This is a genomic window from Vallitalea maricola (assembly GCF_036985595.1).
GTDB classification, from domain to species: domain Bacteria; phylum Bacillota; class Clostridia; order Lachnospirales; family Vallitaleaceae; genus Vallitalea; species Vallitalea maricola.
The window spans coordinates 23,096-39,438 of the sequence record NZ_BTPU01000011.1; the positions used below are offsets into that span (position 1 = coordinate 23,096).

At 31.0% G+C, this 16,343-nt stretch carries 14 protein-coding genes; all 14 read left to right on the top strand.

The window, feature by feature from the left end; translation table 11 throughout:
* Nucleotides 1-6: 6 nt before the first annotated feature.
* The gene (locus AACQ14_RS04365; protein WP_339362353.1) at nt 7-963 is read left to right on the top strand and encodes a hypothetical protein; all 957 of its coding nucleotides are present in this window, start codon (nt 7-9) and stop codon (nt 961-963) included.
* Nucleotides 933-2,243, top strand: coding sequence for a phenylacetate--CoA ligase family protein (locus AACQ14_RS04370; protein ID WP_339362354.1), 1,311 nt, complete (start codon nt 933-935; stop codon nt 2,241-2,243). Before AACQ14_RS04365 ends, AACQ14_RS04370 begins: the two co-directional genes overlap by 31 nt.
* A gap of 12 nt (nt 2,244-2,255) precedes the next feature.
* Nucleotides 2,256-3,212 (top strand): ABC transporter ATP-binding protein, encoded by a 957-nt coding sequence (locus AACQ14_RS04375; RefSeq protein WP_339362355.1) that lies wholly within the window; start codon nt 2,256-2,258, stop codon nt 3,210-3,212.
* 3 nt (nt 3,213-3,215) lie between these two features.
* Complete coding sequence (locus AACQ14_RS04380) at nt 3,216-3,974, top strand: ABC transporter permease (RefSeq protein ID WP_339362356.1); 759 nt, start codon at nt 3,216-3,218, stop codon at nt 3,972-3,974.
* A gap of 16 nt (nt 3,975-3,990) precedes the next feature.
* A complete protein-coding gene (locus AACQ14_RS04385) occupies nt 3,991-4,758 on the top strand; it encodes an amidohydrolase family protein (RefSeq protein ID WP_339362357.1) in 768 nt (255 codons plus the stop codon).
* Nucleotides 4,755-5,570 (top strand): SDR family NAD(P)-dependent oxidoreductase, encoded by an 816-nt coding sequence (locus AACQ14_RS04390; protein WP_339362358.1) that lies wholly within the window; start codon nt 4,755-4,757, stop codon nt 5,568-5,570. Before AACQ14_RS04385 ends, AACQ14_RS04390 begins: the two co-directional genes overlap by 4 nt.
* Before the next feature lie 3 nt (nt 5,571-5,573).
* A complete protein-coding gene (locus AACQ14_RS04395; protein WP_339362359.1) occupies nt 5,574-9,530 on the top strand; it encodes an amino acid adenylation domain-containing protein in 3,957 nt (1,318 codons plus the stop codon).
* Nucleotides 9,524-10,447: a hypothetical protein gene (locus AACQ14_RS04400; RefSeq protein WP_339362360.1), complete on the top strand. Its 924-nt coding sequence runs from the start codon at nt 9,524-9,526 to the stop codon at nt 10,445-10,447. The genes AACQ14_RS04395 and AACQ14_RS04400 overlap by 7 nt, the downstream gene beginning before the upstream one ends.
* The gene (locus tag AACQ14_RS04405) at nt 10,407-11,345 is read left to right on the top strand and encodes a peptidase U32 family protein (protein ID WP_339362361.1); all 939 of its coding nucleotides are present in this window, start codon (nt 10,407-10,409) and stop codon (nt 11,343-11,345) included. Before AACQ14_RS04400 ends, AACQ14_RS04405 begins: the two co-directional genes overlap by 41 nt.
* Before the next feature lie 16 nt (nt 11,346-11,361).
* Nucleotides 11,362-12,201, top strand: a complete 840-nt coding sequence (locus AACQ14_RS04410; RefSeq protein ID WP_339362362.1) for a 2-amino-3,7-dideoxy-D-threo-hept-6-ulosonate synthase — start codon at nt 11,362-11,364, stop codon at nt 12,199-12,201.
* Nucleotides 12,202-12,276: 75 nt separating this feature from the next.
* On the top strand, nt 12,277-13,107 hold the full coding sequence (locus AACQ14_RS04415) for a carbon-nitrogen hydrolase family protein (RefSeq protein WP_339362363.1): 831 nt from the start codon (nt 12,277-12,279) through the stop codon (nt 13,105-13,107).
* A 79-nt stretch (nt 13,108-13,186) separates the two neighbouring features.
* Nucleotides 13,187-14,284, top strand: a complete 1,098-nt coding sequence (locus AACQ14_RS04420; RefSeq protein ID WP_339362364.1) for a 3-dehydroquinate synthase II — start codon at nt 13,187-13,189, stop codon at nt 14,282-14,284.
* Nucleotides 14,285-14,335: 51 nt separating this feature from the next.
* Nucleotides 14,336-15,649 (top strand): phenylacetate--CoA ligase family protein, encoded by a 1,314-nt coding sequence (locus AACQ14_RS04425; protein ID WP_339362365.1) that lies wholly within the window; start codon nt 14,336-14,338, stop codon nt 15,647-15,649.
* 211 nt (nt 15,650-15,860) lie between these two features.
* Nucleotides 15,861-16,343: DUF998 domain-containing protein (locus tag AACQ14_RS04430; protein WP_339362366.1), on the top strand; the 483-nt coding region annotated here is incomplete at its 3' end.

Below are 16,343 nucleotides of genomic sequence, written 5' to 3' on the forward strand. Positions count from 1 at the left end.
GGTAATATGAATATTGAAATAAGAGTCAATACCATGGAAGAAGCGTATACATTGATGGAATCTCAGGTAAATATAATAGCGGTTGGTAATGAGAATTGTGTATATAAAGTACCCAAGTATGAGGAAATAAGAGATTTAGTCAATGAAGCACGTAATAACAATAAAAAAATAAGGGTCGTATTTCCAAAAACACCAAATATACATTTTGATAATATGCTTGAACTTCTTAAAAAAACAGCAAATCTAGATGTTTTAGTAACTATAAATGATTATGGATTAATGTTTAGAGCTAAAGATATAAAATTGATGAATGGTTTTGCTATCGGTAGAGTTTTGGCATTCTCTCTACTTACATCTAGTCCTTGGTACGATCTTCTTGTAGAGGGTGAGAATCAAGAAATAAAAAAAGCACTTGCAACAAGTAATATGGATAGTACATATAAATTAGATTTTGTAAAAACACTTGGTGCTAATGAGATTGAAATAGAATATTTGAAAGAAGTCTGTGAGAATACTGAAAGAATCATAGAAAAAACATTTAAAGTATCAGCCCATTATGAATCTTGTTTGGTTGGTTATAGCAGGTGTTGTCCTGTCAAAAAAATGCTTCAGGAAGAAACAAGTACTTGTGCTGAAGAAATTGCATGTAGTGAACCATACTATATAGAATTTAAAGAAAAATTTAATACTATACCTGTTCAGAATAAAAAGAACAACTATAATTCAATGACGCATTACGTTGAAGATGAACTGGTTAAGAAGATATTCACACCTCTCATGGTTGTTGGAAATGGACTATACAAGAAAAATGAAAATAATAATTTTGAGTATAAAAATGTATCCACTATGATTATCAATAGTGTTTTCTATGATGATAAGGAACATTTAGAAAATGTATTCGAATTATTAAAAATAAAAAAGGAGATAAGCGAATGTTCAATAGTAAAGAAACAGATAGGATAAAAAACTTGGTAGAAAGTTATCTAGAAAAAAACGACAATATTGACCAATGGGACAAAATTCTAAGAGACCAATATCACCTTGATGCTATTAACTTAATCCTGGATTTAGCTAAAGACAATGAACACTACAAAGGAAAAATGCACAAATTAGATGGTACTAAGATTAACAACTTAGATGAGTTTAAGAAAATTGAGTTTACAACAAAAGATGAATTAAGAGGAAAACCTTATAAGACAGTATGCGTTGATAAAAGCAAATTAGCACAATTAAATATTTCAACAGGGACAACAGGTGGAGATAACATTTTCTGCTTTTATACAATGAATGATTTATATTGCAGCGAAATCCAAACTAAATATCCGGAACTGATACCATTAAAAGAAACAGATATTGTTGTTAATGCTCTACCATATGAGATGAGCTCAGCAGGAATATCTCTACAAAGAGTATTCCAAGTAGGTGAAAGAGCTATTGTTCTTCCAGCAGGTAAAGGAGGAGTATATTCTACTCCTCAGAAAACTGTGGAGCTTATGCATAAACTACAGGCAGAAGTTTTAATGACATCTCCATCATATGCAGCAACATTATATGAATATGCACTTGAGAGCGATTTAGATCCTATAAAAGACTTTAATCTAAATAGGATTTGGCTTACTGGTGAAGGCTGTAGTGATACATATAGAAAGAGAATTGAAAAAATATGGGGAGCACCATCATACTTCTACTATGGTTCACTTGAATGTGGTTCTCTAGGAATGGAATGTCGTTATAGAAATGGCTATCATATTCCAGAAGCTCATGTCTATATGGAAATTATTAACCCTGAAACTGGTGAGACCTGTGACGAAGGAGAAATTGGCGAAATAGTCACAACAACTCTAGTTAGGGAAGGTCAACCATTTATAAGATATAGAACTGGAGACTTAGGAATTATTAAAACAGTTGAATGTGAATGTGGCATCAAAGAAAGAAAGCTTGCTCTTAGAGGTAGAGTATGCGATCAATTAAAGTTAGATGGTAGAATATTCTCACCATTTTATTATGAAGATTATCTAATGAAAGTAGAAGAAGTAGGGTTATGGTATCACTTCATTGTTAAAAGTGATGGATTGACAATTAGAGTGGAAAAGAATTACGGTACTGATATTAGCGATGATGAATTAATAGAAAAAGTTGTAAAAGTGATAAAAGAGGGTACTGGAACTATTCCAATGGTAGAAGTTGTTGATAAAATACCAAGAGTTTTTACAAAAGCAGTAAGAGTAATCCAAGAGGGTTAAAAGGAGGTTTATATGTTAGCTATTGAGGTAGAAAACTTAACAAAACAATATGGCAAACATTTTAAAGCGGTTGAAAAGGCAAGTTTCTCTGTTGAAACCGGAGAGATATTAGCACTACTTGGACCTAATGGTGCTGGTAAAACAACATTATTTAAAATGATGACATCATTAAGCAAGATTACAGCAGGTAAAGTAAATATTATGGGATATGATTTACACAAAGATGAGTATAAGGTTAAAAGCTTAATCGGTTATTCATGTCAAGAAATTGGGCTTGATCCAGAATCTTCAGTTCTTTTTAATATGCGATTATTCGGTAAGTATCAACATATATATGGGGATAAGCTGAAAAAAAGAGTGGATTTTTTGCTTCAATTATTTGAACTGAAAGAAGTGGAGAATAGAAAAGTTAAATTGCTATCAGGTGGAATGAAAAAGAAATTGGAAATAGCAACAAGTTTAATAGCAGAACCTAAAATATTATTCTTGGATGAACCCACACTTGGGTTGGATATAGAGTCCAGAAAAAAATTATGGGGATATATTCAGCAATTAAATGAAGAACAGGAAATGACAATAATTCTTACTACCCACTATTTAGAAGAAGCAGAGAAATTATGCGATAAATTAGTAATTCTGGAATCAGGTAAAATTATTAAACAAGGGTATATAAATGACCTCAAAGAAGAAGTTGCTAATGATTTAATAAAGATTAATTTTTCTAAATATGAAGAACATGAAGCTATTGAATATGCTTATAGCAAACTTACGAACTTATCTTTTGTTAACGAAGTAAAAAAGGTTAAGCAGGAATTAATTGTATCAGTGTCAAACGGTAGAAGTTATATTACAGATATCTTGGATGAAACGAAGAACTGGAAATATAATATCAAGAGCATTATGGTAACAGAAGCTTCATTAGAAGATATATATCTAGAACATACAGGTAATTATATTAGAGAGGTGTAATTTATGAATTTTTTTAATGATATTTTCACAACAACCCAAAGGTATCTGAAATCACAAGTACAAACTCCATACTTTTTGGTTTTCAGTATAGCCCAGCCTATTTTTTGGCTTATTATCTTTGGGCAATTATTTGAAGGTATGTTTACGACGGGAGGCTATAGCTATATTCAGTTTATTACTCCTGGTATTGTGGTTATGAATGTTTTATATGATGCGGGTTATTCAGGGATGAGTGTTATTGAGGATATTGAACACGGAGTTTTCTATAAAATATTAGCATCACCTACTAATAAATTAGCTATTGTAATTGGTAATCTATTAGCTTCTTTTTTAAGTATTTTTATTCAGGTAACAATTGTAATTATTATTGCTTTAATGCTTGGATTCAGCTTTTATGGTAATTTATTAGATTTACTTATCATGATTGTAGCAATAGGTTTATTAGCCTTTGGTGTTTCAGGCTGTTCTAAGGCATTAGCATTTTTCACAAGGAAAGATGACCCAGTGGTTATTATAGTTAACTTTATCACTATGCCTCTTATCTTTCTATCAAGCATATTATTACCAGCAGAAAGTATGCCAAATTGGGCTGGGAAACTTATCCTATTTAACCCATTGGAATATGCAGTTAGAATAGTGAGACAATGTTGTTACGGGGCTGTAAAAGATGCTAACTTCGGTTACTATCTGGTTATACTATTATGCTTTGCAATAGTAGGGGTGATTTTATCAACATTAGGAATTAAGAGAACAACTGATTAGAATAGGAGGAAAGACAATGATTATTGATGCTCATACACATATATCAGATACGGATTATGGTAATATAGACATATACGAAAAGGAAAGTAGTGTAGCTGGAATAGATAAATCAATTCTATTTCCAGGTGGAAGTATAGATGTTCGAAAAATGACAAGATACATTACAATGAAGGACGCTCCACCTAAAGTTCCATTCAACAATAAGCTTATAGGAGATATTGTTAAAAGAAATCCGGATAAATATAGGGCTTTTATGGGGATAAATCCAAAAGCACTTAATACAAAGGATACACTGGATATTCTTGAAAAAGGAGTTAAAGAAGAGGGTTTTGTTGGATTGAAGCTGTCACCTACATCTCATCAGTTATCTTTTTTTGATGCTACAGTGCAAGAGCTTTTTAAGCTATGTGGGGAACTAGGGATACCCGTTTATGCACATACAGGATTTGGAGCGGGTATTTCAACCGATGACTTTGCAGCTTGTGCCAAAGATTTTCCTGAAACTAATTTTATTTTGGGGCATATGGGATTTGGTCCTGCGGATATTGACGCTGTTATGCATGTTAAGGCATTGGATAATTTATTTATTGAGACTTCTGGAGGAAGTAGCATTATTATTAAACAAGCCTTTAAAATACTAGGTGACAATAAAATGATATTTGGTTCTGAGTATCCAATGCATTCTATAAAAAGCGAGCTCACAAAGGTAGAAGAATTAGAAATATACGGAAACCTTGACAATATACTATATAAAAACATACAAAATCTTGTTAAACTATCATGAATAAAGAAGTAATTCTAATAACAGGAGCAACTGATGGCATTGGATTTGAATTAGCAAAAAAACTGTCCAACAGTTCTAAAAAGATTCTTTTACATGGTAGAAATATAGAAAAATGTGAGAGAGCAATAGAAAAAATTAAATCATCTACAGGAAATGACAATCTAATACCACTTCCATTTGACTTGGAAAGTATAGATGAAATACATAAAGGTGTTACTGAAATTGCGAAAAAACATACAGATCTGAAAGTAATAATCAATAATGCAGGTATATTTACAAAAAAATATGATATAACAAAAGATAATATTGAAAAAATGTTCATGGTTAATCATTTTTCGCAATTTATTTTAATTAAAGAAGTGCTTAAGATAGAGGAGTTAGATTTAAAAAGAATCGTTAATACTGGTTCATTAGCACATTTACACGTTAAGTTTGACATAAGCCATATAGTTGATAGTGCTAATTTTAATCCATATAAAGTATATGGTGCTTCCAAATTATATTGTTTAATGCATGCCTATCTACTAAGCGAGAAGTTAAGAAATAGAGGTATTTTGGTTAATTGTTATGATCCAGAATTCATAAACACAAAGTTAAGTAGAGAAGGTTGGGAAATACCTCCTAATGGCACCTTTGAAAATGCAATTAATACAGTTGTATCTATTTTAAATAATAACTTTGAGACTGGAAAATATATTAGTAATGAAAAGATTATTGATGGATCTAAGTGTTCAAGTAATGTGGATTGTATGCAAGAATTATGGAACTACGATTGCTTACTCTACGAAAGAAAAATAAATGAAAGGAAATAAAACGTGAATCATTATTATGAAGATTATTTAAAAATTAATTTACCATTCTGTGATTATGAAACAAGTACTGAAAAGATATATGATGAAAATATCTACTCATTTCACGAAGACACTATGTCAAAAATCATGGCTATAGGTAGAGAACATTACCAAGATATATATACGATAGCAGTTTCATTATTAATACAGAACTATATTGATTATGATGATTTAATATTATCAATTCTTACTGATGAAAAATCATTAGTAAGAGTTGATAATAGAGAAGATATAACAATAATGGAACTGATAAACAGAATGAACCAAACAAAGATTGTTATTAATAAGGAGAATAATGATTCAATAGATGTAGATATACTGATTGCTTATAATGAGTATAGTTGTAATCTAGAATCATTATCACCATACGAACTTATATTTGATTTTAGTAATATTAAGAATAGAGAACTTTTAATTAAATATAACTCTTCTATTATCAATCCTAATTATATTGACTTACTTGCAAATAATTTAGAGATGACTTTATTATCCTTATGTGCAGACTTAAATGCCAAGAAGAGCAAGATAAATTATATCTCACATTATGAGCAAAAAATGCTCTGTGAATTTAATGATACCGACAAAAGATATAACAACAATCAGACAATATATGATTTGTTTACATCACAAGTAGCATTGACACCCGATCAAATAGCACTAAAGTTTGGAAATCGTACTCTAACATATTCTGAACTCTTTAAAGCATCAAGTGAATTAGCCAGTGAACTAGAACGGATATTGTTGAATCGAAGAGAACCAATAGGTGTCTATATTAATAGAAGCATCGAAATGATTATAGCTATGTTTGGTATTATGAAAGTTGGGTGTCCATATGTACCATTAGATCCCAATTACCCTGATGAAAGAATAGATTATATTATTTCTCGATGTCAGATGAATTACGTATTAACCCATAACCAGACTAATGAAAAAGAGTTGAAGAACGTAACTAAATTAAACATTGAAAACCTACCCATGCATAATAGAAGAAAATTAGAAACAACTGTCAAACCGAAAGATCTTGCATATATTATATTTACATCGGGAAGTACAGGTAACCCAAAAGGAGTTCTCATAGAACACAGACAAATTGTCAATACATTACAGTGGCGTAAAGAATACTATAGGTTCTCAACAGCAGATTCAGTGCTGCAATTACCTTCATTTTCTTTTGATAGCTCAGTAGAAGATATATTTACTCCTTTGATTAGTGGTGCAACCTTAGTTCTCATAAACGATGAAGAAAGGTTCAATATAAGTTCACTGCAGTATTATATTGAAGAATACAACATAACACATCTCATGATGTTACCTAGCTATTATAGAGTTATATTAAACGATATTTATACAAGTTTAGAAGGAATAAGGAGTATAACTTTAGCCGGTGAAGCAATAAATAAAAGCCTTGTAGAAGATCATTTTAATAGATTACCCAATGTTAAAGTGTATTCGGAATGTGGACCAACAGAGGCAAGTGTTTGTGCTAATGTCTATGAATTTGATAGTGACAATATACGAGTATTATTAGGTCCTCCAATACACAATGTAAAATGCCATGTAGTAAATAGAATGAAAAAATTGGCACCAATTGGAGGGATTGGAGAGTGTTGGATCGAGTCGCCAGGGGTAGCTAGAGGATATTTGGGACAGACATACAACGAAAGGTTTATTGAAAAAGACGAGTACGACTTTAATAAATCTTATAAAATGTATAAATCTGGTGATATTGTGAAATGGACTTATGATGGAAATATTGAATTCTTGGGAAGAAGAGATAATCAAGTTAAAGTAAGAGGTTTTCGAATCGAAATAGGGGAAGTTGAAAAACACATTTTGGATACCAAATGTGTGGAAGATGTAGGTATTGTTGTCAATGAAGATTCCATTGGTGAGCGATTCCTAGAAGCATTTGTAGTATTTAAAAAGAATAAGAATGTCAATGACCTTAGAATATCACTTGCTAAAAAAGTACCTAATCATTTAATTCCAACTTCTATTATTAGTATTGATAAAATTAAAAGATTACCAAATGGCAAACTTGATAGGGCAAATATTAAGAAGAATAACATAGACAATCTTGTAGATCATGAAGAGAAATATACTCCTATGGAAGAGAAACTACACAAAATAATTGGTAATATAATCAACAGGAAAATATATAGTAGCGAAGAGCCTTTAGAATATTATGGTATTACTTCTCTTCAGATTATAAAGATCATATATGATATTGAAAAAAATACTGGCTGCAAGCTCACTTTAACCGACATATACCAGTTGAATTCAATTAATAATATTGTCAAGTTTATAGAATCTCAAAACCAAGGTAACCTTGTAACGGATATTGACAAAGCCATTACAAAGATGAATTCTAATTTGGGGATAAGCAGTCAGTATAAGTATGATTATATGATTCAAGGGAAGTACAGACTAATTCTAAATAACAAAAACCGAGAAAAAGAAGGTCAGGTTATACAGTTTATTGATAAGAATTTTGATAATACTATATATCCTACTAAGATTATATATGAATCTGATGCAAAATCTAATACGGACTCAGAATCATTATATCATGAGACTAATATAAAGGTTCATGAACTATATTCTAAGCTAAATGATGACATCAAAAGATTTAATAATGAGCTGTTCTGTAATAAAGAAGAAAAGAAGTTTGCTTTTAATGGTATGCAGAGTGGGCATGTAATGATACCCAATAGATATACAGGTGATATGTTTATAATTAATAATACTGTATCCCTTGAGAAAATAAAAACAACAATTATGGACATGATTAAATCCCAAACACTTCTTAGAAGTAGAGCAGTCTACTTAAATGGAGAATGGTATTGGGAGGAGCACAAGATGCCAGAAGCACTAGATATTCCTTTTATAGATATAACAGATTATTCCTTATCAATGCAAAAAGAGATTATTAATAAGCTATATGAACAGAATTATTTTGTTGATTATAATAAGAAATATAGAGAAGATGGATCTTTATCTTACACTATTATCTTAGTTAAGAGAGCGCTTGGTGATTATATACTGTTATTCTTTGCAGATCATATCATATATGATCAAGTAAGTTATGAAGTCATTAAAAAGACATTTGAAACTTTCCAGGTGAACCAATTAAAAAAAGATTTCTCTTATTATGTTTCAGTTCTGGAGGACTCATTGTCAAGTAATGGTGGAAAGCAGGAAGGATTGATTGAAAGCTTAAATATGACTCAGTTTAGTCAATCTATTATCAAATGTTATGAAAAAATGTCCAAGCTGCCAAAAGGACAACCAACAAAATACAGTATACGTTTTAAATACAGAGATGATGATTTGGATGTATTCAAAAACGCGCTTCATATGTATAGTAGTATTATTTCAGGATTAACTGGAAGTAATAAATTACCAGTATGCATGCTTAGCTATGGTAGAAAGTACGGTAATGAAAGCTTTCATGATTCTATAGGAGAATTTGTTGATATACTTCCAATTTTAGTTGATGTGGGAAATATATGTAGTACCTTGAAAAAGCTTGATGAACAGATTGATTATCTAAATAATAACTCAATAAGTATAGCTACTATTATTTTTAATAAAAGAATACGTCCATTATACAAACAGTTTTTGAGATTATTTATGCCAGTATCGGATATATATGTACCTAACTTTCTAAAGTTTAATTTTGTAGGGTTTAAAGACATGGAATCTGATAAGCTCATAAAAGATATTTTAGATAATCATGAAAAACTGAATTATACTCAACGTAGCGGTGGTATTGTTTGTGAAGTGTTCTGCTTGAAGAATAATGAGTTTCTTATGGAGATTGATACGGATTATCATATTGAAGTAGATGATATAAAAGGGTATATCCATAATGTATGCAAGGATGAAGAGATTTATATTATGGAGGTGAAAACATGTTAGGAGAATATTATTTTAGGTTATCAGATTTTAATGAACAAGAATTAGAAAATGAGATAGATATTATCGCAATTGGGCATATGGGATGCTGTAGAGCATTACCAGATTATAATGAAATACTGGAAGTATATAATACCTGTAAAAAACATAATAAAAAACTGAGACTATACACACCAAGGGTTCCTCAAGAACATCTGCAATTTATGATGGAATATCTTCAAGAAATCAGTATGCTGTTTGAAAGTGATTTCTTTCAATTAGTCATTAATGATATTGGTTTACTGCTTTGGATGAAAGAGAAGGATTATAAACCTAAACAACTGATTTTAGGGGCAACCTATTCATGGAGTGCAATGCAAAACAGTTTATATGACAATATTATACGTGATGAAGAAGAGGATATTAAGCGAATGTACGCTCAGGTTAATAATAATAATGACATTCGACTTTCCTTCTTAAAGGAATTAAATATTACTGAAGTTGAGGTTCCTAATATAAAAGGAGTCTTAGAACAGGTTGATAGGATTAGAGATAATGGATTTGCAATTAGTGTATTTAAAACCTTTATTTTAGCTGGTTTTTCCCGTTCTTGTGTACATTGTAAGATTAAAAAGATTAAAGCCTCTGATTGTAACAAAGAATGCGAAGAAGTATTTAAATTAGACATGAATCAGATGTGGGATTATTTAACAGGTTCATTCCCTTATTTTGTTGATAAACCAGAAATTAATACTTATTACAGCTCATTGTTTGTACATGGAAATATGCAATATAGAGAACTAAAGAATAGTATAAAAGGAGATGAAGATCAACTTAATTTAATGAAAGATACTATTATTAAATGTTCTGGATTAGATAAGTTGGAAAGAGACTATGAGTATGAAAATAAAATGTCCGGTCAATTCATTAAAAGTAGCTAAAACACAAATAGCATTAGGAGCCACAGAATTATATTTAGGGGGCTCCAGTAATGAACTAGCAAATATAACATTTGGCGGTAGAGGCAAAACAACTTGGTCTGGCAATAACTGTACTGTTAATAATGAAGAACTAAAAGAAATAGTTAGTTATGCTCATTCTAAAGGAGTAGAGGTTTCCTATACGGTAAATATGCCTATCATGTATCAAGAGATAGTTGATCAATATTTAAAATATGTTGAAGAAGGGATTAATGCTGGTGTCGATTCAATTATTATTGGATCAATTGAAAGTCTATTATTACTTAATAAGTATAAATACCCTGTAAAATATACTGCTAGTGTTTTTACAGAATGCTATAATGAGAAATTTTTAAAGTGGTTAGAAGAAATGAATGTAAGTGAAGTATATTTACCACATCATCTCAAGTTAGAGGAAATAGAACAACTTTCAAAAAGCACATCCATGGATATTGGAGTATTTGCACATTTTGGTTGTTCAAATAGTAATGGCGCTTGCTTTTTATATCATGAAGCAGGAGAAAATATAAATGTAGGTTTACCATGCCGAGGAAGCTATGAAGGGTACTCATCTTCAAGAAAATTAAAAGCATCTAATTATTTAGATGCAGGTACAGACTGTTCGGTATGTTCAATTAAGCAATTATATGATGCAGGAGTCAAGTCATTAAAGATTGTTGGAAGAGGAAAAGATATTACGCTATTAGGTGCATTGACAAAAGTATATAAAATGGCTGTAGATGCTCTTGACGACAATTTTGATCCTGATGCCATCAAGGAACAAGCAATAAAATTAATGCCAATGATGAAAACTGATAATTGTGATTTACGAAGATGTAAATACTTGTCAGGAACACCGATTTTGAATTCATTTGTTTAAGGAAGAGAGTGATTATATGTATGGAAAAATAAAAAGGTTAAATAAATTATTTGATACTAGAAGTAATCATACAATTATTGTACCTATGGACCATGGAGCAACAGTAGGACCTATAAAAGGGTTGGATAGCTTAGGTGAAACTATAAATCAACTTGAAAATAAATTCGTTAACGGTGTTGTACTATGTAAAGGACAGTTGAATGACATTGACATTATTAAAAATTGTCATGTTCCAATTATAGTACATTTGAGTAATTCGTCGCTTCTATCACCATCTACTAATTTTAAAACATTAGTTGGTAGTGTAGAGGAGGCTATTGCAATTGGAGCTGATGCCATTTCAGTACATATTAATTTGGGAGCAGATAATGAGCATACAATGCTTTATGATGTAGGAAAAGTTGCTGACGCTTGTTTTAGATGGGGAATGCCTCTATTGGTTATGACTTATGTAAGAGGAAATAAAGTTCAAGAAAATCCAGATAGTATTAAGTTAGCAGCACGTGTTGCACAGGAAATAGGGGCCGATATTGTAAAAGTAAATTACACTGGAGATATTGAATCCTTCCAAGAAGTTGTATCCGGAGTATCTATTCCTGTGGTTGCTGCAGGTGGAGGATATGATGATCCTATAGGTGTACTACAAACAGTGAATGATATAATGACTGCAGGTGCATCGGGAATATCTTTTGGCAGAAAAGTATTCCAAAGCACCAATCCAACTAAAATAACAGAAGCTTTGTCAATGATTGTACACAAGACTCATTCACTTGAAAAAGCTATTGGGCATATTCAATTAAGTGATAATTACGTTGAAGCCACTACTTCATTGAGATTCAGTCATAAATGTAGTTGAGACATTTTCATATTATGAAATTGTCTTAGTAATATAACAATAAAAAAATACAATAGGATATTTAGGAGGAAAAAAATGAATAAAAAAGTAGAAATTTCATTTATTCAGTTTGGGATTGAAGCTGATCCTTTTGAGTCAGCTGTAGTAGAAACTAATGTTAATAAGGTATGTGCCATGATTGATGAATTAGAGCCACATACAATGGATCTAATTATTTTACCTGATGAAATATTTGGGGCTTATGCTTATGGACCAATGAACATACCTTTGGACTTAGAAAATGAATATCTTGATAAAATTAAAGAAAAGGCAAAGCAGTATTCTGTATATATTGCTGGTTCAATAATGGCAAAACAAGATTATATAAGTTCATATAGTAAAGGTTTTTTAATTGACCGCAAGGGAGAGCTTGTATTTGAGCAGAATAGAAATAATGTCTTTGCCCAAGAAACAAGATTTGTTATTAAAAATAAAGATGAAATTAAGGTATATGAAACGGATTTTGGGAAAATAGCTTTATGTGTAGGAATTGATATTCTATTTCCTCAAATATCACAACAGCTTATTGATAAGGAAATCGATATTATAATATCTCCTAATATGTATTATGGTAAAAATGAAGAAACTAATGAATTAGGATATTCATCAGGATTTTTCCAAGTAGCTGCAAGAGCAAGAGCAATGGAGAATCAAGCATTTGTATTGATGAGTAATAGCACTGGGATAAATTATCATACAGATGATCAAATGGTAGGAAAAAGCATGGTTGTCTATCCAAACGGAAAATATTATGAAACTGATCAAAGCGAAGGTAGTTATAGTTTTGAGTTGGATTTAGCTAATTGTGAAGATAAGTATATGTCGGTTTATGATTTAAAAACTCTAGCAGACGTTAACAGTAATTAAGATAGGTGTCAAAATATTATTTGGTAAAACGATAATTATAGCAAATAAGTTTAAATATTAAGTAAAGGAATGAGAATAAATGAAGAAAGAATTATGGTTTGATGGTAGTGTTTTAAGCCCTGAGGAAACTGGTTTGATTACCGATGCAACTAATCGAGGCTATACTACTGTTATATTGAATAAAAATCAACTAAAGAAAGTAAAAGTTTCTAATAGAGTGAAAAAAGCTATACGAATAAGTTCAATAGAAGAAGTTGAGAAATTTGACAAGATTGACATTTTTATTGTGGATAATTTAAGTATGGCTGAACAACTTATCAATATGAATAAATGTACTGCTTATTATACCACTGTAAATGATAGAGAAAATATGGAAAAAGCAGCAGACATTAGGATACCTTTAAATTACTTGATTATTGAGTTTCAAGATACTACCAATATTCCTCTAGAACTAATTCTTGCTAAATTACAAAATGACAAGGTGAAAGTAATGAAGGTAGTTAATGAAAGCTCAGATGCTATCGTCGCTATGGGAGTTATGGAAGTTGGATCAGCAGGAGTTATTATGAAGAGTAAAAATATTCACGAGATTGTAAATCTAAGCAATGAAATAATAAAGAAAGAAATGAAGAAAATGGATTTAGTAGAATGCGAAGTTGTAGAAATCAAGCATCTAGAATTAGGGGAAAGAGCATGTCTGGATTCGACTAGTATCATGAGCAAAACAGAAGGGATGATAGTGGGTTGCACATCAAGTGGAGGACTATTAATATGTTCTGAAGTGCATTATCTCCCATATATGAATACTCGTCCTTTTAGAGTGAATGCAGGTACTATATCATCTTATGTATGGGGGCCTAACAATATAGTTGAATATATTTCAGATTTAGAGGCTGGAAGTAAATTACTGGCTGTAGATATTAATGGTGATTCTAGAACCGTAAATGTTGCAAGAGTTAAGTCAGAAGTTCGTCCTTTAATACTCATAGTGACAAGATACAAAGACGTGGAAATAAAAGCTATTATGCAGGATGACTGGCATATGAGAGTATTTTCACCTGAGGGTAAGGCTGTTAATATAACAGATTTAAAACCTGGTGACAAAGTTATGGGGCATTGTAGTGAACCAGGGAGGCATGTAGGCATTAAAATTTCAGAGACAATCATAGAAAAATAAGTAACAAGCTCTGATATTCCCAGAGACTATATTATAGTAGGAGGAATCATTATGCGCACATTTGAAGAAATTAATAAGAAACGCCTAGAGAATCTAAATAAAACTTTAAAAAATATACATAAAAGTCCTATGTACAGGGATAAATATAATTTTGAAATAGAGGAATTAAATGATTTATCTGAATTAAGGAAATTTGAAATTACAACAAAAGAGGAGTTAAGAGCATATAGCCCATCTGGAAATTTGGCAGCTGATATGAAGAAAGTTGTACAATACCACGAAACATCTGGTACAACTGGCAAAAGCATATCAACATGGTTGACAAATTCAGATCACCAAGTATGGTGTGACGAGATGGAGAGTGTTGCCCTAAAATTCAACGAAAATGATATCTTAGCTATCAGATTTCCTTACGCACTTTCATTCCCAGCACATATTATCCAAGATATAGTAAAAAAAGCTGGTGGGGTAGCAATACCTATAGATAGTAGGGGCGTAGTTACTCCACATACACGTGTTATTAATCTAATGCTAAAGTTAAAGATTACAACAATAGCATGTTTGCCATTAGAATTAATCATGTTAGCTGAAACAGCAAAATTAATGGGATATGATCCAAAAGAGGATTTTAAATCATTAAGGGGTTTTTATACAATTGGAGAACTGTTAACAAAAGAGAGGAAGAAACAAATTGAAAACATTTGGGGAGTACCAGTATACGATAATTATGGTCTTACAGAATGCGGAGTAGTAGCAACAGCCTGTGAAAATGGCCATTTACACGTAGTAGATGAGAATTTTATAATTGAAATTCTAGACCCTGAAACACTGGAGCCAGTACCAAATGGAGAGAAAGGTATAATAACTATAAGCAATATTAATTTTGAAGGTAATCCACTAATTAGATACTATACTGGTGATATAGGCAGAATAGTAGATGGAAATACATGTGAATGTGGAAAAAGTAGTGAAATTATTGAACATTTTGGAAGAATATATGATATAATTAAAATTGGAGACCAAGAAATATTAATGCAGGAATTACAAGATGCGATTCTGAAAGCTACAGGGGACAAGGTTTCACCATTCTGGATGGTTAGCTTTAATAAGAAAAGATTAACCATTAACTTTGAAGAATCAGATGATAGAGAAGTCTTGGATAAAAAAGCTGCTGAGCAGGAAATATCTAATCTGTTAGGTTGTGAATGTAAAATTAAACTTAATAAATATGGAGAACTTTTTGATAGAGAAAAGTTGCTCAAAATGCAGTTAACCATTAAACCAAAGTATATTGCTGACTATTCTCAGACATCAGATTATCCATGTACATTGAATGATTTATTGAAGGGATATGGAACATTCTAATATGGAATAATCAAATTACATTAAGTAATTTTATAGAATTACAGATGTAAAATAATGTCACGGACTAATAACTGTTTTTATTGACATAGACTATTTTAGTATAATGGTTTATTAGGCTTAGTTTCATAACTACCACCTGTAAAATTGATTTTCTTTGTCTTTTTGTAATAGTCGTATTAAGAGTTGAAATTATAATGAAGGAAGAAAGTAAATGAAAAAAATATTAGTTATAGTATGGATTGTTGCATGCTGTGGTGAATTTTTAGTTCCTTTTATCTTAAGTTCTCGATTAAAGAATTATAGTAATTTAAGAACTGTTATGAGTGCCATAGCTACTAAAGAAAATGGAGTAATAGGTATATTATATAGTTTATGGTTAATTATATTTGGGGTTATAGTTGTTAGCATATCTTATTCGATAATAGACATATCATCAATAGGAACATATAAAGCTGCAATAATAATCTTGGGACTATATGGTATAGGCTGTATTATTTGTGGCATATTTCCAGTAAATAATACAAAAGAAATGCTTACTATTTCTGCTAAAATTCACGGATATGTAGCAGTTATAACATTTTTTATGCTGATGTTCATTCCACTATTACTTAAAAAAGAGTTATATGCAAATGGTCTTAATGGTTTAGCGATAGGATCTAATTTTGTATTCATTGGTTCATTTGTGTTATTTGTA

Coding starts and splice junctions, on each gene's coding strand:
- AACQ14_RS04425 (WP_339362365.1), top strand. CDS start 14,336: ATGCGCACATTTGAAGAAATTAATAAGAAACGCCTAGAGAATCTAAAT.
- AACQ14_RS04415 (WP_339362363.1), top strand. CDS start 12,277: ATGAATAAAAAAGTAGAAATTTCATTTATTCAGTTTGGGATTGAAGCT.
- AACQ14_RS04420 (WP_339362364.1), top strand. CDS start 13,187: ATGAAGAAAGAATTATGGTTTGATGGTAGTGTTTTAAGCCCTGAGGAA.
- AACQ14_RS04380 (WP_339362356.1), top strand. CDS start 3,216: ATGAATTTTTTTAATGATATTTTCACAACAACCCAAAGGTATCTGAAA.
- AACQ14_RS04365 (WP_339362353.1), top strand. CDS start 7: ATGAATATTGAAATAAGAGTCAATACCATGGAAGAAGCGTATACATTG.
- AACQ14_RS04390 (WP_339362358.1), top strand. CDS start 4,755: ATGAATAAAGAAGTAATTCTAATAACAGGAGCAACTGATGGCATTGGA.
- AACQ14_RS04370 (WP_339362354.1), top strand. CDS start 933: ATGTTCAATAGTAAAGAAACAGATAGGATAAAAAACTTGGTAGAAAGT.
- AACQ14_RS04375 (WP_339362355.1), top strand. CDS start 2,256: ATGTTAGCTATTGAGGTAGAAAACTTAACAAAACAATATGGCAAACAT.
- AACQ14_RS04410 (WP_339362362.1), top strand. CDS start 11,362: ATGTATGGAAAAATAAAAAGGTTAAATAAATTATTTGATACTAGAAGT.
- AACQ14_RS04385 (WP_339362357.1), top strand. CDS start 3,991: ATGATTATTGATGCTCATACACATATATCAGATACGGATTATGGTAAT.
- AACQ14_RS04405 (WP_339362361.1), top strand. CDS start 10,407: ATGAAAATAAAATGTCCGGTCAATTCATTAAAAGTAGCTAAAACACAA.
- AACQ14_RS04400 (WP_339362360.1), top strand. CDS start 9,524: ATGTTAGGAGAATATTATTTTAGGTTATCAGATTTTAATGAACAAGAA.